20 protein-coding genes and 1 pseudogene are annotated in these 22695 nt (G+C 37.0%); 19 read left to right on the forward strand and 2 right to left on the reverse strand.

The features are described 5' to 3' along the window. The first annotated feature begins 73 nt into the window (after positions 1-73). From JFL43_RS14120 to JFL43_RS14145, 6 genes are all read left to right on the forward strand, one after another. Complete coding sequence (locus tag JFL43_RS14120; RefSeq protein WP_100795993.1) at positions 74-1066, forward strand: lipoate--protein ligase; 993 nt, start codon at positions 74-76, stop codon at positions 1064-1066. Between the two features lie 54 nt (positions 1067-1120). Further along, on the forward strand, positions 1121-1825 hold the full coding sequence (locus JFL43_RS14125; protein ID WP_100795994.1) for a response regulator transcription factor: 705 nt from the start codon (positions 1121-1123) through the stop codon (positions 1823-1825). A gap of 2 nt (positions 1826-1827) precedes the next feature. Beyond that, positions 1828-2817, forward strand: coding sequence for a sensor histidine kinase (locus JFL43_RS14130; protein ID WP_200749571.1), 990 nt, complete (start codon positions 1828-1830; stop codon positions 2815-2817). Positions 2818-3296: 479 nt separating this feature from the next. Beyond that, positions 3297-4070 (forward strand): ABC transporter ATP-binding protein, encoded by a 774-nt coding sequence (locus tag JFL43_RS14135; protein ID WP_200749531.1) that lies wholly within the window; start codon positions 3297-3299, stop codon positions 4068-4070. Next, positions 4036-5973: an ABC transporter permease gene (locus JFL43_RS14140; protein WP_234447791.1), complete on the forward strand. Its 1938-nt coding sequence runs from the start codon at positions 4036-4038 to the stop codon at positions 5971-5973. The genes JFL43_RS14135 and JFL43_RS14140 overlap by 35 nt, the downstream gene beginning before the upstream one ends. A 385-nt stretch (positions 5974-6358) precedes the next feature. Next, positions 6359-7912, forward strand: a complete 1554-nt coding sequence (locus JFL43_RS14145) for a fatty acid--CoA ligase family protein (RefSeq protein ID WP_200749533.1) — start codon at positions 6359-6361, stop codon at positions 7910-7912. A 44-nt stretch (positions 7913-7956) separates the two neighbouring features. On the opposite strand, the gene JFL43_RS14150 is transcribed toward JFL43_RS14145, so the two are convergent. Next, positions 7957-9306, reverse strand: a complete 1350-nt coding sequence (locus JFL43_RS14150; RefSeq protein ID WP_200749534.1) for an amino acid permease — start codon at positions 9304-9306, stop codon at positions 7957-7959. Between the two features lie 217 nt (positions 9307-9523). Between JFL43_RS14150 and JFL43_RS14155 the strand changes: the two genes are divergently transcribed. From JFL43_RS14155 to JFL43_RS14170, 4 genes are all read left to right on the forward strand, one after another. Beyond that, entirely contained in the window at positions 9524-11500 is a 1977-nt protein-coding gene (locus JFL43_RS14155; RefSeq protein WP_200749535.1) for a S9 family peptidase, read from the forward strand. Positions 11501-11568: 68 nt separating this feature from the next. Beyond that, positions 11569-12063: a GNAT family N-acetyltransferase gene (locus tag JFL43_RS14160; protein ID WP_234447796.1), complete on the forward strand. Its 495-nt coding sequence runs from the start codon at positions 11569-11571 to the stop codon at positions 12061-12063. Between the two features lie 344 nt (positions 12064-12407). Continuing rightward, complete coding sequence (locus JFL43_RS14165) at positions 12408-13049, forward strand: DedA family protein (protein ID WP_407701986.1); 642 nt, start codon at positions 12408-12410, stop codon at positions 13047-13049. Positions 13050-13206: 157 nt separating this feature from the next. Continuing rightward, a complete protein-coding gene (locus tag JFL43_RS14170; protein WP_200749537.1) occupies positions 13207-13674 on the forward strand; it encodes an S-ribosylhomocysteine lyase in 468 nt (155 codons plus the stop codon). A gap of 42 nt (positions 13675-13716) precedes the next feature. On the opposite strand, the gene JFL43_RS14175 is transcribed toward JFL43_RS14170, so the two are convergent. Next, positions 13717-14493 carry an enoyl-CoA hydratase-related protein gene (locus tag JFL43_RS14175; RefSeq protein ID WP_200749538.1) on the reverse strand — a complete coding sequence of 259 codons (777 nt, stop codon included), beginning with the start codon at positions 14491-14493 and terminating at the stop codon, positions 13717-13719. A 274-nt stretch (positions 14494-14767) separates the two neighbouring features. Between JFL43_RS14175 and JFL43_RS14180 the strand changes: the two genes are divergently transcribed. The 9 genes and pseudogenes from JFL43_RS14180 (at position 14768) to hisG (ending at position 22689) form a co-directional block, all read left to right on the forward strand. Next, a complete protein-coding gene (locus tag JFL43_RS14180; RefSeq protein WP_200749539.1) occupies positions 14768-16000 on the forward strand; it encodes an EAL and HDOD domain-containing protein in 1233 nt (410 codons plus the stop codon). A 267-nt stretch (positions 16001-16267) separates the two neighbouring features. Then, entirely contained in the window at positions 16268-16597 is a 330-nt protein-coding gene (gene cccB, locus JFL43_RS14185; protein ID WP_100796005.1) for a cytochrome c551, read from the forward strand. 442 nt (positions 16598-17039) lie between these two features. Further along, complete coding sequence (hprK, locus tag JFL43_RS14190) at positions 17040-17966, forward strand: HPr(Ser) kinase/phosphatase (RefSeq protein ID WP_100798130.1); 927 nt, start codon at positions 17040-17042, stop codon at positions 17964-17966. A gap of 35 nt (positions 17967-18001) precedes the next feature. Next, positions 18002-18811, forward strand: a complete 810-nt coding sequence (gene lgt, locus JFL43_RS14195; protein ID WP_200749540.1) for a prolipoprotein diacylglyceryl transferase — start codon at positions 18002-18004, stop codon at positions 18809-18811. A gap of 19 nt (positions 18812-18830) precedes the next feature. Continuing rightward, a pseudogene (locus tag JFL43_RS14200) lies at positions 18831-19566 on the forward strand (nucleoside recognition domain-containing protein). A gap of 41 nt (positions 19567-19607) precedes the next feature. Continuing rightward, on the forward strand, positions 19608-20273 hold the full coding sequence (ppaX, locus tag JFL43_RS14205) for a pyrophosphatase PpaX (RefSeq protein WP_200749541.1): 666 nt from the start codon (positions 19608-19610) through the stop codon (positions 20271-20273). Then, a complete protein-coding gene (locus JFL43_RS14210) occupies positions 20260-20784 on the forward strand; it encodes an acyltransferase (RefSeq protein WP_200749542.1) in 525 nt (174 codons plus the stop codon). The genes ppaX and JFL43_RS14210 overlap by 14 nt, the downstream gene beginning before the upstream one ends. Before the next feature lie 119 nt (positions 20785-20903). Next, positions 20904-22073 carry an ATP phosphoribosyltransferase regulatory subunit gene (locus JFL43_RS14215; RefSeq protein ID WP_200749543.1) on the forward strand — a complete coding sequence of 390 codons (1170 nt, stop codon included), beginning with the start codon at positions 20904-20906 and terminating at the stop codon, positions 22071-22073. Then, positions 22066-22689, forward strand: a complete 624-nt coding sequence (gene hisG, locus JFL43_RS14220) for an ATP phosphoribosyltransferase (protein ID WP_200749544.1) — start codon at positions 22066-22068, stop codon at positions 22687-22689. The genes JFL43_RS14215 and hisG overlap by 8 nt, the downstream gene beginning before the upstream one ends. Positions 22690-22695 lie beyond the last annotated feature (6 nt).

The raw sequence follows: 22695 nt of genomic DNA on the forward strand, positions 1-22695 counted from the left end.
TATGTTTATGTCAATACAAAAACCCAAATTTGAGTTAAAATAATTCATGAGAGACTTTAGAGGAGTGAAATGAATGTACTTTATAGATAATAAGGGTATTACAGATCCACGCATTAACTTAGCAATTGAGGAATATGCGTTAAAAACGATGGATGTGGAGAAAGATTCTTTCTTATTGTTCTATATCAACCAACCATCGATCATTATTGGCCGTAACCAAAATACAGTAGAAGAAATTAATACAGATTATGTAGAAGACAATGGGATTATCGTTGTTCGCCGTTTATCGGGTGGTGGTGCTGTGTATCATGATCTAGGTAATTTGAATTTCAGCTTCTTAACAAAGGATGATGGAGAAAGCTTCCAAAACTTTAAGAAATTCACGCAGCCAGTAGTAGATGCATTGAAAAATATGGGCATTAACTCTGAATTGTCAGGTCGTAATGATATTATGGCTGAAGGGCGCAAAATTTCTGGTAACGCTCAATTCTCTACAAAAGGTCGTATGTTCAGTCATGGTACTTTACTGTTTGATACAGAAATTGATGCTGTTGTCTCTGCGTTAAAAGTGAAAAAAGAAAAAATAGAATCAAAAGGCATTAAATCGATTCGCTCACGTGTTGCAAATATTGTTGAGTTTATGGAAGAACCAATGACAGTAGAAGAATTTCGTATGGAAATATTAAAATCAATTTTCGGTGGCGAAGAGAATATTCAATTTTACGAGTTAACAGATGAAGATTGGGCTAACATCCATAAATTATCCGAGGAGCGTTACCAAAAATGGGATTGGAACTATGGCCAATCACCAAAATTCAATGTACAACGCTCTCAACGTTTCCCATCAGGTAGCATTGATATTCGTTTAGAAGTTAAAAAGGGTGTTATGGAAGAAGTAAATATTTTCGGCGATTTCTTCGGCGTTGGTGATATGGTAGATGTAGAAAAAGCTTTAATAGGTAAAAAATATGAACGCAACATAATTGAAGAAGCATTAAATGCAATCGATGTACCAACATACTTTGGTGGCGTTACGAAAGAACAATTTATACAATTAATGTATTGAAAATTTTGACAGCATTATGTTTAGAAGTGCGGTCGAGATAAAGGGGAGAGTGGGATGAATACACATCGTATATTAATCGTGGAGGATGATTTGAAGATTGCTTCGTTACTTGCTGATACTTTGCGCAAATATCATTATGAAGTGAAAACAGTCGAATCTTTTGATAGCATCCTTGAAGAGTTTACGGCGTTCAATCCTCATCTTGTTTTGCTTGATATTAACTTACCTTCATATGATGGATATTATTGGTGTCGTCAGCTAAGGCAGATGACGACTTGTCCAATTATTTTTATATCGGCTCGTTCTGGCGAAATGGATCAAATTTTTGCGCTTGAGAATGGTGGAGATGATTTTATTACGAAACCTTTCCATTACGAAATCGTTCTAGCAAAAATAAAGAGTCATTTACGTCGTTCATATGGAGAATATGCGACTAAGCAAGAAGAGAGGACTGTAAAGCTAGGTCAGCTTCATTTGTTTTTGGAACGTATGGAATTGCATACGAAACAGGATCAAATTCCATTGCAAAAGAAGGAATCGGTTATTTTAGAATTGTTGATGGGACAAGCACCTAAAGTAGTATCACGAGAGCAATTACTGGAACAACTGTGGGATGACCAGGCATTTGTGGATGAAAATACGCTGAATGTAAATATGACGCGTGTTCGAAAAAAACTGTCAGATTATGAAGTAAAGTCGACGATTGAAACAGTTCGAGGCGCAGGTTATCGTTTTGTATTAAGTTCCGAGGAATCTTAATGATGGCAAGCGTTCGATTATATTTGAAAGATAATATTTCAATAGTCTTTTTTGAAATCTTATTAGTATTGTTTATCTTAGTATTGTATTGGTTAGATGGCTTTCGTAATGTCGATACTGCCGTATATTCAATTGTTATAACGCTAATATTAACGTGTACGTATTTATGTGCGCGTTATATTATGCGTCAATCATTTTATAAAAAAGTCACTCGAATGCCAAAAACGATGGAAGATGCACTACAAAAAAACGCCAAAACACCTGAGCATATGCAAACAGAGGAATTCATTCATATACTTTATAAAATTTATCAGCTTGAAGTACAGGCTTTATATGCGAAGCAAAATCGTCATTTACAATTTATGAATCAATGGGTACACCAAATGAAAACGCCACTTGCTGTTTTAGAATTGCTACTACAAGATAATGGTGAGTTGGATAAAAAGAGTGTGCAAGAAGAAGTTGATCGTATGAAGCGTGGTCTTGAGACAGTATTGATGAATGCAAGAATCGATACGTTTGAAGAAGATATGAAAATTGAACAGGTTTCACTGCGTCAATTGATTGTTGAGGCAGTTAATGAGCATAAGCGATTATTTATTGCACATCGTGTTTATCCTAATATTGCGATAGATGAAACGCTTATGGTACCGACTGATTCAAAATGGATGAAATTTATTATTGGGCAATTTATAACGAATGCGGTGAAGTATACGTTTGAAGAAGGTAAGAAGGTTTATCTGTCTGCAGAATTAACGGATGCTCATATTGTATTGATAATTCGGGATGAGGGAATTGGCATACCGGCATCTGATTTGAAGCGTGTGACACGTGCATTTTTCACAGGTGAAAATGGACGTAAAACAGGCGAATCAACTGGAATGGGCTTATATTTAGCACAAGAAATTTGTGATAAATTAGGTCACCAGTTAATAATTGAATCTGAAGTTGGAAAAGGAACAAAGATGACAGTTTTGTTCCATCATTCTTAGGATGCATTCCTTTATTCAAAGGAGTTTTTGCTTCAAAGGTTCAAGTGCTTGTCGGAGCTAAACGGGCGTCCTCAGCAATTCGGGAGTCCAGCTTCGGACGCCTGACTCTCGAGGTCACCTACACCTTCTCGGACGAAAACTGAAAAGATGTTTTCGATTCGAAGGTTTCGGCGCTTGTCGAGTCTAAACGGGCGTCCTCAGCAATTCGGGAGTCCAGCTTCGGACGCCAGACTCTCGAGGTCACCTACACCTTCTCGGACGAAAACTGAAAAGATGTTTTCGATTCGAAGGTTTCGGCGCTTGTCGAGTCTAAACGGGCGTCCTCAGCAATTCGGGAGTCCAGCTTCGGACGCCAGACTCTCGAGGTCACCTACACCTTCTCGGACGAAAACTGAAAAGATGTTTTCGATTCGAAGGTTTCGGCGCTTGTCGAGTCTAAACGGGCGTCCTCAGCAATTCGGGAAAGTGAGGTAGTATAAATGTCCATCTTGAAAATTGATGAAGTGACAAAGGTTTATGAAGGAAAGGTGACACATAGGGCACTTAATCAGCTCAGTTTTGAAGTAGAGAAAGGCGATTTTTTAGCGGTTATGGGTCCATCTGGTAGTGGGAAAACGACGTTATTGAATGTTGTTTCGACGATTGATTCGCCTACATCAGGTGAAATAACTGTAGATGGCATTAAGCCTCATGAATTAAAAAAGAATGAGTTGGCTTATTTTCGACGTCGTCAACTGGGCTTTGTATTCCAAGATTTTAACTTATTACCAATGTTAACTGTTGAAGAAAATATGGTACTGCCATTGACTTTAGATAATATGAATGTTGAGAAGATGGAGGAGCGCGTGCAATCTGTGTCAGAGCAGTTAGGAATCCAATCTATTTTAGGGAAACGCCCAAATGAAATTTCGGGTGGACAGGCTCAAAAGACTGCAATTGGACGCGCATTAATTCATAAGCCATCGCTCATTTTAGCAGATGAGCCGACTGGGAATTTAGATTCAAATTCATCAAGAGATGTGTTAGAGCTATTAGGTCGTATTAATAAGAAAGAGCGTACGACAATCGTTATGGTGACGCATGATCCAATTGCTGCAAGTTATTGTGATCGTGTGTTGTTTATTAAAGATGGTGAGTATTTCAACGAGATTTATAAAGATGATCACCGTCAGACGTTTTTCCAACGGATTTTGAATGTGCTCAGTCTATTGGGAGGTCATGTCGGTGACTTTTCGACAGTTCGCCTACCGTAATGTCATAAGGAATCACCGTGTATATGCGGCGTTTTTTATGTCGAGCGTATCATCCGTAATGGTGTTTTTTATTTATTCAATGCTAATGTTTCATCCAAAGGTAGAAGATGAATTTTTACGAGAAATTGCGTTTCAAGGGATGTTCGTCGCTGAAGTTGTCTTAGTATTATTTATGATGTTCTTCTTATTTTATTCAATGCGTGCATTTTTAGAGGCCCGTTCAAAGGAATTTGGCTTACTTATGCATCTTGGAATGGAGAAACGTCAGTTAAATAAGCTTGTATTACTTGAAACGATGATTATCGGGACAGCCGCTATTATTTTTGGTATTGTGTTTGGTTATGCTTTTGCGAAATTCTTTTTCATGATTGTACGCGAAATTTTGCAAATTGATAGCTTACCTTTGTATTTTTCATGGGAACCTTTTGCTTTAACGATTGGAACATTTACAAGTTTGTTTGTCATTATTTCATTCATTAGTGTGATGTTCATACGAGATCGTGATGTTATTGATTTGTTGAAAGGTTATTGGCGTAATGAGCAAACGGCTTCGTATTCATTATGGCGAGCTATTTTAGGATTGCTACTGTTGGTTGTCTCTTATGCATTGGCTTCCTCTACAACACAAGAGCGATTAATCTTTTTATCAGCCATATTACCACCCCTAGCTGCGCTCGGTACGTATTTGTTTTTTACCGATTCATTGCAGTGGTTAATGTCGTTTGTACGTGCGCGTAAAAGATGGTATTGGCATAAATACCAATTACTAACTGTTTCAGAAGTGTCCGTTATTATGCGTGAAAATGCACGGATGTTTTTCATATCATGTATGGTTTCTACATTGGCCTTTTTAGCACTAGGTACGCTCATTTCCATGTCGACATTTACACATCAGTTTCATCGTCTAAATCCACTAGGTCTCGTATATTCAAGTAAAATAGATAACCCTTTTGAAGAAGCACATATTAATAGTTTGACGAAGGAGTTAGAAGATAAAGGGCTTTCGTATCATTTAAATAAATTTACTGTAAAACGTCAAACGTCTTCTAGTACACAAAAGCCGGTAAAAATTGTTCGACAATCGGATATTAATCGACTGGCGCTAGTGTTTGGCTATCCTGTTGTTAATTTGGAGCAGGGAGGTGCAATCTTTTTAGCTTATTCTGAGAAGTCTTTAGAGGAGTTAAAGACGAAAAAGGTTTGGACCGTTTTGCAGGAAAATAGTATTCCACTTTTTATTAATTCAGTTTATCCACGAGTACTTTTCTCACCTACTGAGCTTGGAACGAATGTCATTGTCATTAACGATGATGATTTTAATTTAATCGATGAGGCAATGGTGGGCGCGAATGCTGCACAGTCCACGAATCATATATTTGTCTTTCATGTGCCACAGTGGACGGCTACAAAGGATATTGGGCTAGAGCTCGATTCGATGATGACAGAGGCTTATATGAATGAACACTCGGAGGAATTACCGTTTTACTTTGAGAATTCAGGCCTGGATTATTCATTTATTCGTTCTACCTTCGCTTTGTTGCTTTTTATCGGCTTATTAGCAGCTTCGGTGTTTTTTTTAGCATCCGGCAGCTTTATTTACTTTAAATTGTATACCGGTTTGGAACGAGATAAGCTACAATTTAATGCCCTAAGGAGAATGGGAATCACGGATAGAGAGCTACGGAAGATTGTGAATAGACAGCTAATCCCACAATTCTTTTTACCTTGGGGTTTAGCAATGCTGCATAGCACATTTGCATTTATGTCATTGCAGGCATTTTGGCAAGGGATTGCCGAGCTTTCGATATTGAAGGAAATATTAATCGTTTTAGGTGCTATTACGTGTGTTCAAGTTTTCTATTTCTATTTAATTCGCTGGCGCTATTTATCACATATTCGCTAAGTATAGTTGCTGTTAAAACATATATAAGAAAAGCCTACCAGTTGCCGATTTATAAAGGTGATAGGTAGGCTTTATTTAGATGAAATCTTGTTTTTTGAAGAAAATTTATTGAAATATATTCTTTGCGTTGGAGAGTTAGGCGTGAGATTAGCGCGAAACCAAGTGAGTAGGTTAAATGGAGAGCTGAGTGGGTTAAAAGATGGCGTGAGTGATGCAAATGAGATCACGAGTAGGTTAAATCGCGGCTCAAGTAGTGCTAATGTCTATCCCTATTGTTTATTCCTTGTAATATAAGGGTGTTAGTTGTTTTATTTTGTAAATTTTTATATAATAAACAAAGAAGTGAATGAACATTCATTCTATTCTAACAAAGGGGGATGGATATATGAATTTAGTTTCGGCAGTTCATAAAACATCATTAGAGCAGCCTGAAAAGATTGCTTATCATTTTATGGGGAAAGATACGACTTATGGTGAATTTGAAGAATCGGTTGCGCGCTTTGCTTCAGCTTTAAAGGGGTTAGGGGTAGGAAATGGGGATAATGTTGCGTTTTTACTCGGCAATACACCTCATTTTTTAATTTCTTTATATGCAACAATGCGAGTAGGAGCTACAGCTATTCCGATAAATCCAATTTATACACCGGATGAAATTTCGTATATTGTACGTAATGGAGATGCGAAAGTAGTTATTGCATTAGATGCACTGCTACCATTAGTGAAAGTAGGTGTAACTACTTTTCCAAATGTTGAGGCATTTATCGTGTGCGAAACAACGCCGGATACAGCTGCCGAGTTAGCGAAGTTAGAAAGTCCTGTGAAAGAAAAAGTAAGATCGTTTTCGATGTTACTAGCAGCGTCTACTGCAAGCTTTGAGCCAACTGAATTAGAGCCAGAGGATACGGCTATTATTTTGTATACTTCAGGTACAACAGGTCAACCAAAGGGTGCAATGCTTACGCATAAAAATTTATATTCAAATGCACGCGATGTAGCAGAATATTTGACGATTTCACCGGAAGATCGTGTCATTACAGCCTTACCTGTGTTCCATGTGTTTGCTTTAACGGTAGTAGTGAATGCACCGCTATTAAATGCTGCGACACTATTAATTGTACCTAGATTTAGTCCAAAAGACGTCTTTGATCTTGCACGAGAGCATAAGGCTACTGTTTTTGCAGGAGTGCCAACGATGTACAATTTCCTATATCAATTTCCAGATGGCAACCCGGAGGATTTCTCAACATTGCGCTTAGCAATATCTGGGGGCTCTTCGTTGCCAGTTGCATTGCTACATAATTTTGAGGACAAGTTTAATGTACGTGTTTCTGAAGGTTATGGCTTATCTGAAGCATCACCTGTTACTAGCTTTAACCCACTCGATCGTGAGCGTAAGCCCGGTTCAATCGGTACGAACATCGTTAATGTTGAAAACAAAGTATTCAACGGGTTAGGTGAAGAAGTGCCAGTTGGTGAAGTAGGAGAGCTTGTTGTTAAAGGGCCGAACGTTATGAAAGGTTATTATAAGATGCCTGAAGAAACGGCTGCGGCAATTCGTGATGGATGGTTATATACAGGAGATTTAGCAAAAATGGACGAGGAAGGCTATTTCTATATTGTCGACCGTAAGAAGGACCTGATTATTGTTGGTGGTTATAATGTGTATCCACGTGAAGTGGAAGAAGTATTATATGCACATCCAGGTATCATGGAAGCGGCAGTTATAGGTTTACCAGATTTGAATTTTGGTGAAGAAGTTTTTGCGTATGTCGTGTTGAAAGACGAGCAATTAACTACTGAAGATTTATATGAATACTGTAAAGAAAAGCTAGTGAAATATAAAATACCAAAGCAATTTGAAATTATTAAAGAGCTACCTAAAAATATGACAGGTAAAATTTTGCGTCGTTCGTTGAAGGAACATGCTCTGAAAAACTAATAAAAAGGAGAGTCCATTTGAATATGGAATCTCCTTTTTTTATACTATTTTTTATAAAATAAATGATAGATACTGAATATAGATAATATCCAAATCGGACCGACAATAAGTGCGATTCGTGTATCTGGGAAGTATGCCATTAAAATCATGACTAGTGCTAAAAAGGCAAGAGCTAAATATGAGCCAAAAGGGTACATGAAGGCTTTATATTTTAGTTTGGATACTTGCGCCTTCGTTAATGTTTTACGGAATTTTAATTGCGTAATTAAAATAATCGACCATGTCCAAATTGCACCGAACGTAGAAATGCTTGTAACCCAAACGAATACTTTTTCAGCGACAAAATAGTTTAATGCAACTCCGATTAATAAAACGAAACCAGATGCCAAAATGGCTACAGCTGGTACGCCACCCTTATTTACTTTCGCAAATGCTTTTGGTGCTTGTTTTTGTTCAGCTAAGTTAAAGAGCATCCGTCCGGTACTGAAGATACCGCTGTTACAGCTTGATAAGGCAGCTGTTAATACAACAAAGTTAATAATACCAGCAGCATAACGTAGACCGATTTTATCGAACATTAAAACGAAAGGACTACCTTCAGCTCCAACTTCATTCCAAGGATAAATCGCCATGATGACAAGTAATGCACCTACGTAAAATAATAAAATACGCCAAAGTACAGTATCAATTGCTTTTGGAATAACTTTTTCAGGATTTTTTGCTTCTCCAGCAGCAATCCCGATCATTTCGATGCCTAAATAAGCGAACATTACAATTGGTAATGCCATGAAAATGCCTTTTATACCATTCGGGAAAAATCCACCATGGCTCCATAAATTGCTGAAGCCAACAGCAAGGCCACCATTTCCAAAACCAAATAAAATGACACCTAAGCCGAGTACTATCATCGAAATAATGGCTAGAACTTTAATCAGTGCAAACCAAAATTCAAATTCTCCATAAGCTTTTACAGCAATTAAATTCACCATTACCATGATTAATAATGCGGCCAGTGCCCATAACCATTTTGGAGAATCTGGGAACCACAGCTGCATATAAACACCAACAGCTGTAATTTCAGCCATACAGGTGACTGTCCACAAGAACCAATAATTCCAGCCAGTGATAAACCCGGCCAGTGGACCTAAATAATCCTGGGCATAGCGACTAAATGAACCGGCAACTGGATTGTTAACTGCCATTTCACCAAGTGAACGCATAATAATGAAAATAACAGCACCACCAAGCGCATAAGCAATTAATATAGCTGGCCCAGCTAATTTAATAGCTCCAGCAGAACCTAAAAATAGACCTACACCTATGGCAGCACCTAGCGACATTAACGTAATATGTCGTTGCTCCAATCCGCGTTGAAGCTCTGGTTTTTTGTTCATAACGTTAGACTCCTTCGATGCTAGTAGATAATAACTTCCCTATATTATCACAAAATTCCATGAATAAGCACGCACATGCAAAGGGATTGACAAAAATAATGAAAACGCTTTGTTTTTATATGTAATTAATGGTTACAATACATATATATGTATTGTAAAATATAAATATATTGAAGGATAAAGAGATTTTCGCTTAAAAGAAAAAGGGGGGGTTACCATGACGAAACGTTTGTTAAAAGCAGAGGATTTATATGCATTGCATTCTATTACAAATCCACAATTATCTCCAAATGGTGAAGAAGCTGTTTTCACTCGTACATACATTGATGAGGAAAAAAATAAATACGTAGCGCATCTGTTTCATTTAGATGTTGAAAGTGGTGCAGTTACGCAATGGACGTATGGGGAGAATCGCGTGTCTTCACCTAGTTGGTCAGCAGACGGTAAAAGCGTAGCATTTTTATCGAACCGCAATGAACAAAACCAAATCTATATTATTGCGACAAATGGGGGAGAGGCACGTCAACTAACAACATTAGCAAATGGCGTTTCACAATTCCGTTGGTCACCGTGTGGCAAGAATATTTGGTTTAGCGGCCGTCTAAAAGAAGGCAAAAAATTTACTGATCTAGTTGAAAAAGAAGAAAAGAAAAAGCCAACTGCCTATATAGTAGATGGCATGAAATACAAAGCAGATGGTAAAGGGTTATTGCCACAAGGTATCTACAATCAAATTGGTAAAATCGACGTAGCAACCGGTGATGTTCAATTGTTTTCAGAAGGGAATCATCATTATAGCTTAGAAGCAGTATCACATGACGGTGGAAAATTAGTTATGTCAGTGAATCGTGCCGAAAATAAAGACTTTGATTTCAGTCAGCAAATCATTTTAGTTGATATCGAAACGAAAGAAGAGACGACAATTTTTCATGAAGAAGGCCATTACGGCGATGCTTATTTTTCATATGATGATCGCTATATTGCGTTTTATGGTAGCGACCGTAAATATAAAAATGCGTCTCACGGAGCGGTTTATATTTACGATACAGAAGAGCAGCGTTACTGGAACTTAACGCAGGATTTTGATGCGCCAGTTGGAGATGCTGCTGTAGCAGATCATCAGCAAGGAGCCACTGCACCAACTGTAGTGTGGACAGAAGCAAATGATCTGTATTTCCAAGTGTCTACAATGGGCGATATTCGATTATATTATGCAACATTAGACGGTGCGATTTATCCTGCGAGCCCTGAAGGTGAGCATGTATATGGCTATGATGTAGAGCGTAATGGTGCATTTGCGTTGTTAGCAATTAGTAATCCGGTATTGCCAGGTGAAATTTTCAAATACGATGTGACAACAGGTGCAAGTGAACAAGTGACACATTTTAATGATGACTTTGTAGAGGAGGTCGAGCTTGTTCAACCAGAAGCGATTTCGTATAAAAGTTCAGATAGTCTTGATGTATATGGCTGGTTGATGAAGCCTGCTCAATATGAAGAAGGTAAAAAATATCCATTAATCGTTGAAATTCATGGTGGTCCTCATACGATGTATGCTAATTCGTTTTTCCATGAATTACAGTTACTTGCGGCGCAAGGTTACGGCGTTCTATATGTTAATCCTAGAGGAAGTCATGGGTATAGCCAAGAATTTGTCGATGCAGTCCGCAGTGATTATGGTGGTGGTGATTATGAAGACGTTATGGCCGGTATAGATGCGGTTCTTGCTGAGCATTCATGGATTGATAAAGAGCGACTTGGTGTTACTGGTGGGAGCTATGGTGGCTTTATGACAAACTGGATTGTAGGGCATACAAATCGCTTTAAGGCAGCAGTCACACAGCGTTCTATTTCAAATTGGATTAGCTTCTTTGGTGTGTCAGACATAGGTTACTATTTCACTGATTGGCAAATGGGTACAGATATGAAGGATGTAGAAAAATTATGGCAACATTCACCGCTAAAATACGCAGAAAATGTAGAGACGCCTTTATTAATACTGCACAGTGAAAAGGATTTCCGCTGTCCAATTGAACAAGCTGAGCAGCTATACATTACGCTAAAATCGATGGGAAAGGAAACGCAGTTTGTACGCTTCCCAGACGCAGACCATAACTTATCTAGAACAGGCTTGCCAAGTCTTCGTATAGAAAGACTTGCGCAAATTACTGGCTGGTTCGAGAAATATTTATGAATTAAGGGGAATAATATTTGATAAGAATTAATGAGAAGTTAATTTTAAGACAATTAACAGATGTGGATATGCCAAGACTTTGGGAGTTAATCGCTAAGGAAGAGAATCCAGAGTGGAAAAAGTGGGATGCACCTTACTATCCACATAAGGCAATACCATATGAAGAATTTCTGAAGAAGACGGGTCAATATACATTGCAAAAAGACTTTTTCGGCATTTTCTCGGATGAAACATTAATAGGTACAGTATGCTACTACTGGGAGCATGAGCCTTCCCTATGGCTTGAAATAGGTATCGGCATTTATGATCCGGCTTTTTGGGGTGGTGGCATTGGCACGAAGGTAATTACAGCGTGGATTGAACACCTATTTACCACAATGCCTCTCGTGCGTGTCGGTTACACTACTTGGTCAGGCAATGAGCGTATGATCAAAGTTGGTGAGAGACTCGGCATGACATTAGAAGCACGCCTTCGCAAATGTCGCTATTATAATGGAATTTACTATGACTCCATTCGAATGGGCATATTGAGAGAAGAGTGGGAAGAATTTAAAGTAAAATAACTGATAAGCCTCCTTTGTAAAAAACGAAGGAGGTTTTTAAAATTGTGAAATTTTTTACTGGAATTGTAGTCTGACTTATAGAAAGTAGCAACTAGTACACCCATTTAGTGAGATGATTGATGGAAAGGGGAAGCCCTTTCATATTTATGAAATATCTCATTCAGATATAAGTGGTGGTGACATCCATTGCAAATAAAATAACAAAAGGTTCTGTATAATTTACGGAACCTTTCATTTTTCACTACGTTCATTAAAAGGCATACATATTTATAAATCCGTGACAGTATAGTGAGAAAACAGTATGATGAACAAGTGAGAAAAAAAGATTGCGAGTGGATAAAATGATTGAACTTATACAGAGCTTATTTAGCTTTATTATGCATATAGACCAGCATCTTGTCGATATTATTCAAAAATTTGGAATTTGGTCATATGGTATTCTCTTTACCATTGTTTTTGTAGAAACGGGTGTTGTGATATTCCCATTTTTACCCGGTGATTCCTTGCTATTTGCCAGTGGTGCATTTGCGGCGCTTGGTGCATTTAATTTACCGATTCTTCTACTTGTATTTTTCGTTGCAGCTGTGTTTGGTGATACAGTAAATTATGAGATTGGTCATAAGGTAGGAACTTCTATTTCTCCAAAAAGCTTTTTAGGGCGCATCATTAATCAGGAACGTATGCAAAAAGCGCAGGATTTCTTTAATAAGCATGGTGGTAAAACGATTATTTTCGCCCGCTTTATGCCATTCATTCGGACGTTTATTCCGTTCGTAGCGGGTGCTAGCCGAATGCATTATCGTCATTTTATTATGTACAATATTATTGGAGCGGTATTATGGGTTACGATTTGTACATTTGCTGGTTACTACTTCGGTAATATTCCAATAATTAAAGATAACTTCTCAAAGGTTATTTTAATTATTATTTTCGTTTCGGTTTTACCAGCGGTGATTGGATTTATGAAGGCGAAAGTAAAAAAATAAAAGACATTGAACACTCTAGTTATATGGCTAGAGTGTCTATTTTTTATAAAAACCTATTTAACTTGTAGGTATTATAGGGATAATTAATGAAACATTGAACATATAATGGTAATATTGAATTTGTACAAAAAAATATTTGTTAAAGGAGTTAGAAATTATGGGGAAATTGAATGTTGAAAGCTTTAATTTAGATCACACAAAAGTGGCTGCACCATTTGTCCGCTTAGCAGGACTTAAAAAAGGTGTAAACGGGGATGAAGTATATAAATACGATATTCGCTTTAAACAGCCGAATAAAGAGCATATGGAAATGGCAGCACTACATTCAATCGAGCATTTAATGGCTGAGAATATCCGAAATCATACTGATCATGTTGTAGATCTTAGTCCAATGGGCTGTCAAACAGGTTTCTACTTATCAATGATTAACCATGACAACTATGATGAAGTTTTGGAAATATTAGAAAAAACATTTAATGACGTAGTAGCTGCTACTGAAGTACCTGCTTGTAATGAAGTCCAATGTGGTTGGGCTGCAAGTCATAGTTTAGAAGGTGCCAAAGAGCTTGCTAAAGAAATGTTAGCAAAGCGTACTGAATGGGCACAAATTTTCATAGAAGAATAGATAGAAAAGAGGCTGCAGTTAATAATAGCAGCCTCTTTATTATTATTTACCTTTGAAGTTGGGTTTACGTTTTTCAGCGAATGCATTGAGTGCTTCAATGCGATCTTCTGTAGGAATGGTGATTTCATAAGCTTTGCGTTCTATATGAAGACCTGTTTGCAAGTCGGTATTCATACCATGTTTAATGGCAAATTTCGCTTGCTGCAAGGCAATTGGACCATTTGCTAGCATCAATTCTGCAAAGGCTACTGTTTTTGCATGAAGTTCATCACGTTTTTCAACTTTTGTCAAAAGACCATACGCTAGCGCTTCTGCTGCCTGTAATCTTTTAGCTGTTAAAATGAGTTCAAGTGCTTTTGCTTCTCCTATGAGTCTTGGGAGTCGTTGTGTGCCACCTGCTCCAGGAATAATGCCAAGGCTCGTTTCAGTTAAGCCGAGTGAAATGTCATCTGCTGCGAAGCGGAAGTCACAAGCTAGTGCTAATTCGGTACCCCCACCGAAAGCATAACCGTTAATCATAGCAATTGTCGGCTGTGGTAAGTTTTCAATAGCTGAAAAAACCTCCCCAATTTTATAGATATTACGTTTAACTTGTTGTTCTGTTAATGTTTTTCGTTCTTTTAAGTCAGCACCGACGCTAAATGCTTTGTCACCCATGCCAGTAAAAATGACAACACGAATATCTGGATTAATACGAATAGATTCAACGACTTGTCCTAAGTCGGCCAGTAAATCATAATTGAATGCATTCATCGCATTCGGTCGATTTAACGAAATGAATGCTAAATGTTCCTGTTGTTTATAAATTAGTGTATCCAATAGAAAATCCCCCTCATGTGAAAAATTAACTCCCAATTTAAACGATAGCATTTCTATGGTTTTTCGTCATCTTTGAATAAATAATATCCATTTTTTCATTTTTTATTTATTTGAATAATTAGTTATGAAAATAAAAAAATCGCTAAATATGCAACCATTAATGATATATATATATAGGGGATTATTGGATATTTATATAATGATTATTCACTAAATACAATATGAATAATTGCTGATATAATGAAGTGGAAAAAGATATTAAAGGAGAAACCATATGGAAGTATTTATTGGGCGTCAACCTATATTTAATAGATATGAACAAGTTTTTGCTTATGAATTATTATATCGAAATGGTGCTACAGTAAATAAGTTTCCAGCTATTGATGCGGACAAGGCAACTGTTGAAATTTTGATTAATTCATTATTTTCAATTGGCTTTGAAGAGCTTGCAAATGGGAAACCATGTTTTATTAACTTTACTGAAAATTTATTAATGAGTAATATATTTGATCATTTGCAACCCAACCAGGTCGTAATCGAAATTTTAGAAGATGTTCCAATTACAGAAAAACTTGTGTATAGAGTAAAACAATTGAAAGGCCAAGGTTATAAAATTGCTTTGGATGATTTTGTGTTACAAGATGATGTGAAGTTTTATAATGAATTATTTACATATACTGATTATATAAAAGTAGATTTCCTTCTTTCCTCCGAGATTGAGCGCAAAGAGATTGAGGAACGCGTGAAAAATGACTTTCCACATATTACTTTGTTAGCAGAAAAGGTAGAAACACGCGCCCAATTTCATAAAGCTAAGAACAATGGATATGAGTTATTCCAAGGATATTTTTTTAAGCAACCCCAAATTATCCGCGGGAATGATATACCTGCAAACCTTTTACAATATTATCGCGTCATCACATCATTAGGTGATGAAGATCCGGATATTGATGATATTGCTAAGCAAATTGAGCATGATGTCGCAATGTCTTTCAAATTATTAAAATTGATTAATTCATCGTCAAAGCGTAGAAAGTCTAAAATCGGTTCGATTAAGCAAGCTATTTTGTTGTTAGGCTTAGCTGATTTACGTAAATGGGTTTATATTCTAGCGTATCGTGAATCTGAAAAGAATGAGCGAGATGATATGTATGATGAGTTGATGAAAGCATCATTATGCCGAGCAAAAGTGTGCGAAATGGTAGCGCGTAATAAATTTAAAGTGAATTACTCTGAATATTTTTTAGTAGGTATGTTTTCATTAATCGATGCAATTTTACAGCAACCTATGAAGGGGATATTATTACAGCTTCCTTTATCGGATAATATTATTGAAACAATATCGGGTAGCGAGACGGAGATGACACCATATTTACAATTGGCAATTGCCTTGGACAAATTAAATTGGGAAAAGGTCGGCCAATTAGTTAATGCAATAGGAATTAGCGAAAGCGACTTGTATACAATTTATCAAGAAGCAAATAAATGGTCGAATAGTATTGTGTAATTGTATCTCATCAATTTTGACTATTGTCATAGTGAAAATGCCGAAATAATCAATTCATCACATGAGAACTATCTGAATAGGTTTTTCTTTTCGGGGGATGCTGAAATAGTGAAATTCACAAAGATGAAACAACTAGATGAAAGCGTTGACATGCCTGTGTTTTCAACGTATTTCAATTGGTAATCCTGGCAGGATAAGGTTTCAAATATACTTTGATTTGGTATACTTACTTTGTAAGCAATACAAAATTTTCGGGAGGGTATACAAATGAAAAAAACTCTACTTGCTTTGTTATTAGGTTCAGCTCTAGTTCTTGGCGCTTGTGGCGGCAAGGAAAAAGTAAAAGAAGAAGGTACGGCCGGTACAGAGACAGTAAAAATTGATGCGGAAAAAATTGCACAAGCTAATTGTATTTCTTGTCATGGTGAAACCCTAGAAGGACGAGGTAACTTCCCTAACATCTCTAAAATCGGTGCGACTCTTTCTAAAGATGAAATTTTAGATGTTGTTAAAAATGGTAAAGGTAATATGCCAAAAATAAACATTTCTAGTGACGAAGCAGAAGCAGTTGCTAAATGGTTGTCTGAAAAAAAATAAGTATGATTTAACAGCTAGCTTTCTGAGGGGGGAGCTAGTTTTTTTGTGGAGAAATATGGAATGGATAAGGGCAATCTGTGAAGTTTATGGATTGCTTTTTTGTATGGCTTTAAACTTTAACTTTAAGTTTTTAACGGAAACCATTAATAATACAATCGATTGATTTACTTATTTATTTAAGGGATAAACTTGTTCTGTAGAGAGGGTCAGTTGAGTTATAGAAGAATGAGTTTGAGTTATTGAAGTTGAACCCTCAGTAATAAAAGCTGGAGCTCGAGTCATAAAAGTAGGACTCTCAATCATCAAAAAATATGCTCGAGTCTTTTCGAGCCCTCCAGTGCCAGTCGGAGCTAAACGGCGTCCTCAGCATTTAAATATATGTTAAAATATATTCCAAGTGGTTATGTTTTTAATGTGTAGTTTTTGGAAGGGTGTGTTAGATGTGGATCAAGTTTGTACGAAGGATGTTATAGAGACGTTTGAGTTGAAGATTATTAGTGGTCATGAGGGAATTGGTCGACATATATTGACGAGTGATATTTCTAGACCTGGACTTGAGATGGCAGGCTATTTTACACATTATCCAGCTAAGCGGGTGCAGTTGTTAGGGAAAACGGAATTGTCATTTTTCGATCTGTTACCGAGAGATGTGCAGTTTGATCGAATGAATAAGCTTTGTTCACAAGATACACCTGCTATTATTATTTCGCATGATATGGAAGTGCCGGAAGCTTTATATGTCGCTTCGAATGAGCATAATGTGCCGGTGTTATCGACGAAAATGTCGACGACGCGTTTTTCAGGTAGGTTAACCAATTATCTAGAAAGTCAGTTAGCACCGACAACAGCAGTTCATGGTGTGTTAGTGGATATTTATGGTATTGGTGTATTAATTACAGGTAAAAGCGGTGTTGGTAAAAGTGAAACTGCGCTAGAACTTGTAAAAAAAGGCCATCGTCTTGTTGCAGATGATTGTGTAGAGATTCGCCAAGAAGGTGAAAATACTTTAATTGGTAATGCACCTGCTTTGATTGAACATTTATTGGAAATTCGAGGAATCGGTATTATTGATATTATGACGCTATTCGGAGCAAGTGCAGTTAGAACACATAAACGCATTTCGTTTGTGATAGATTTAGAAGTATGGGATTCTGATAAAATATATGATCGTTTAGGTTTAGAAGAAGAGACTATGAAAATAATTGATACGGAATTGACTAAGCTAACGATTCCCGTTAAACCTGGTCGAAATCTATCCGTTATCATCGAAGTAGCAGCGATGAATTATCGTTTGAAAAAACTTGGTGTCAATGCTGCAGAAGAATTTTCAAGAAGACTTGATAGTGTGATTGAATCGAATGAAAATTGATGAAAGAACACTTTGTAAATTGGAAGGAGAACAATATGGATTCAATATTATTAGCAATCAATCCAGTCGCATTTGAGCTGGGGCCCATTTCAGTCCGATGGTATGGTGTCATTATCGCAACAGGTATTATTATTGCCTTTCTAATCGGACAACGTGAAATGGTGAAACGTGGATTTCATGATGACTTTTTAACGGATTTATTGATTTGGGCAGTACCTATTTCTATTATTAGTGCTCGTATTTATTACGTTATTTTTAAATGGGATTACTATAGTGCAAACCCAGTTGAAATTATTCAAATTTGGCATGGTGGAATAGCTATTCATGGCGCGTTAATTGGTGCATTTATTACTACATATATTTTTGCCAAAAAGAATGGAGAAAACTTTTGGAAGATTGCGGATGTATTAGCACCAAGTTTAATTGTAGGACAGATTATTGGTCGTTGGGGTAACTTTATGAACCAGGAGGCTTATGGTGGCGCTGTCACACGAGACTTTTTAGAAAGTTTGTATTTGCCAAATTGGATCATTGAGCAGATGAATGTGAACGGTATTTATCATCATCCAACTTTTTTATATGAATCACTTTGGAATATAGTCGGTTTTGTATTGTTAATCGCTTTGCGCAAAGTGAATTTGCGACGTGGGGAACTTTTTTTGACATATATTATATGGTATTCATTCGGTCGTTTCTTCGTTGAGGGGTTACGTACGGATAGTTTATTAATTGGAGATTTACGTATGGCACAAATTGTGTCATTAGTAGGTTTAGTCATTGGAGTTGTACTTTTCATTTATAGAAAAATGAAAGTGACGCCAGTTGTGAAGTATTTAGATAAATAATTACAGAGAGTAGCGATGGATGGCGTCGTTGAAAAAGGGGTTAATGGCCGGGTTAAAAACTACTTGGACATTAAGTAAAATTATTTTTCCAATTACGTTATTGTTAACAGTATTACAGCATACCCCATTCTACCTTGGGTGATCAATTTGATTTCTCCTTATATGGGAATTTTAGGATTCAGTGGCGATGCGGCAATTCCGCTCGTATTAGGAAATTGCTTGAACTTATATGCGGGGATTGCAGGGATATTATCTTTAGATTTAACGGTTAAAGAAGTGTTCATTTTAGCTGTTATGCTCTCGTTTTCACATAATTTATTTATTGAAACAGGTGTTGCATTAAAGGTGGGCGTGAAGCTTTGGATTGTATTGGCCGTTCGTTTTGGTTTAGCGATTAGTTCGGCGTTAATCATCGGCTTTATTGCAATTAGCAATGATTGTGATTCCATTAATGATGATTGTGATTCCATTAATGATGATTGTACAAATATTGAAGGATCATAACTACTTGAAAAAGTTGTCAAATGGTATAGCACCATTTACAAAAGTATTAGGTATTCAACCAAACGCCTCAATGACATTAGTAGTTGGTTTAGTTATTGGGCTTGCTTATGGTGCAGGCGTTATGATTCAGGCGGTATACAGTAGTCGAAGATACACTCATCTTTGATCCGTTAGGAATTTCGATACTGCCTTTGTTTTTAATCTGTGTTACGACAGCATTTGCTTTGACCATTGTTGTACCGACACTTTGACGACGAGCTGAAGAAAAGAAAGAAAAAGGAGCTGCATTCGTATGACAACTAGAAAAATTAAAGCACTATTATTCGACTTTGACGGTACTTTACTAGATACAAATGAACTTATCATTCAAACTTTTTTACGTGTATTAGATACGAAATTCCCCGGGAAATATAGCAGAGAAGATGTTCTACCTTTTTTAGGACCTTCTTTAAAAGAAACATTTTCAATTGTCGATTTAGAGCATGTAGACGAATTAGTACAAGATTATCGTAAATGGAACATTGCTCATCATGATGAGCTTGTAACAGAATTTGATGGTATTTTAGAAACATTACATGCATTGAAAGCTGCCGGGATTCGACTTGCGATTGTTTCGACAAAGCGACAAGATATGCTAGCAAAAGGAATTCGTGTCTTAAAAGCTGAAGGAATGTTTGAAGTCATTATTGGCTTAGATGATGTGAAAAATGTAAAACCAGATCCGGAGCCGATTTTATTAGCGCTTCAGAAGATGGGGTTACAGAAAGATGAAGTTATTATGATAGGTGATAACTCACATGATATTGAAGGTGGACAAAATGCTGGTGTGAAAACAGCAGGTGTTGCTTGGTCTGTGAAAGGTGAGGCATTCTTAGAGCAGTTCAAACCGGATTATATGTTGCAACATTTAAGCGATTTATTAGCGATTGTTGAGGAAGCCGATCATGAGAAGAACTGAGAGATATCCAGTTAAAGGGGCTAGCTCGCTTTGGCAAATATATAAAACGGTTTCCTTTTGGAAGGTAGCAAAAACATTCATCGTTATACAAACGGCGCGTTATACGCCGTTTTTATCGATGAAAAACTGGCTGTTTCGTACATTTTTGAAAATGAAAATAGGAGACAAGACGGCATTTGCTTTAATGGTAATGCCAGATACGATGTTTCCTGAGCGTATTCAAGTTGGTAGTAATACAATCATTGGTTATAATACAACGATCTTGGCGCATGAATATTTAATAGAAGAATATCGATTAGGCGATGTCATTATTGGTGATCGTGTTATGATCGGTGCGAACTCAACGATTTTACCAGGCGTTATCATTGGTGATGATGCCATTGTTTCTGCGGCAACGTTAGTGAATCGAGATGTTCCTGCTGGAGCATTTGTTGGTGGTAATCCGATGCAAATCATATACACGAAGGAACAAATGGAGGCTAAAAAGTCTATTAATTCAAAAAACTCATGAAGGTTATAACTTTATGGGTTTTTCTATTGACGTAGCAATGTAATTGAGATAAAATACTTTCATGTATTAGCGCTCTAGCACTCTAGTGAACTAAAGTATATAAGTTAGGAAGTGTCACAATGTCACCAATTCGAAAGTTTGAAAAACCACTGGGAATGCGCGATACATTTCCAAAGATTTTTGAAAAAAAAGAAGTTGTTAGACAGGCCGGTCGAGATTTTCTACGATTAAGAGGATTCGACTTTATTAAAACGCCAACGCTTGAATATTACGATACAGTTGGTAAAGCCTCTGCAATTGTTGAATCATCTTTATTTAAGCTAGTAGATAGTCAAGGAAATACATTAGTACTTCGCCCGGATATGACAACTCCAATTGCACGAGTTGCAACATCGAAACTATTAAAAGAGAAAATCCCATTGCGTTTAGCTTATTTTGCGAATGTTTTCCGTGCTCAAGAAACAGAAGGTGGTCGCCCGGCAGAATTCGAACAAATGGGCGTAGAAATTATTGGGGATTCTTCCGTTTATGCTGACGCTGAAATACTACTGACAGCAATCGAGTTATTAAAGGCATTAGGCGTAACGCAATTTAAAATAACAATCGGGCATGCAGGCATTTTAAAGGCTATTCTAACTCAAAATGTCAGAACAAAAGAGCAATTCAGAGAATTACATAAATTGCTTGTCCACAAAAATATTGTAGGCTTTGAAGAAGCAATAAAGAAGTTTGACTTACCAGAGAGTAACAAAGAAACGTTAATAGCATTTATAGAGGAAGCTGCTGAGCTAAAAAGCATTGCTCAACTCGATAAATATTTAGTAGAAAAAGACGCTTTTAAATATATGGAAAGACTCCAAAGGATTTTAACAATATCAGAAGTAGAAGAATACATCGATTTCGAATTTACATTAGCAAGCCATATGAATTACTACACAGGTATGTTATTTGAAGTATTTGCAATAGGAACCGGTTTCCCATTAGGAAATGGAGGCCGTTACGACGGTTTGCTTGATGAATTTGGAGCGCAGGTCGGAGCAATTGGTTTCGGAATGCGCGTAGATCATCTACTAGAGGTAATGCCAGCTATTCATGAGGAAACTACAGACGTACTTGTATTATTTGCACAAGATGATTTCCCAACAGCATTAGCACAAGCCGCTGTTTTACGTAAAGAAGGCAAACGCACAACTTTACAATCAATCGAAGGTTTAGAAAACAAAGAAGCATTTGAACAACTATTTTCAGAAGTTGTATGTATTGGACAGGGAGGAATCGTCCATGACTGACTTAACAATCGCAATGCCTAAAGGGCGTATTTTCGAAGAAGCATATGAAATGCTCATCCAAGCTGGTTTTGATTTGCCAGCGGATGTTGAAATATCACGTAAATTAATGATAGAAGTTCCATCTGAAAAGATTCGTTTCATTTTAGCAAAACCGATGGACGTACCTACATATGTAGAGCATGGAGTTGCTGATATTGGGATCGCGGGTAAAGATGTCTTATTAGAACAAGGAAGAGCAGTGCATGAGCTACTCGATTTGAAAATTAGTAAATGTTATATTGCATCAGCGGGATTACCAAATACGAAACTAGGTGATATTGCGCCACGTATTGCGACAAAATATCCAACAGTAGCTTCTAATTATTACCGAGAAAAAGGTGAACAAGTAGAAATTATTGGTTTAAATGGTTCCATTGAGCTAGCGCCAATGATTGGGCTTGCGGACCGTATTGTTGATATCGTATCAACTGGTCAAACATTAAAGGAAAATGGCCTGGTTGAATATGAGTACATTACAGATGTATCATCTCGATTAATCGCCAATCCGGTAAGCTATCGAATGAAAAATGAGCGTATTCAGGATCTCGTCAAACGCTTAAAAAAATGTGTGAAGTGAGAGAAG

It is taken from the genome of Viridibacillus soli (assembly GCF_016612995.1).
In the GTDB taxonomy this organism is placed as follows: domain Bacteria; phylum Bacillota; class Bacilli; order Bacillales_A; family Planococcaceae; genus Viridibacillus; species Viridibacillus soli.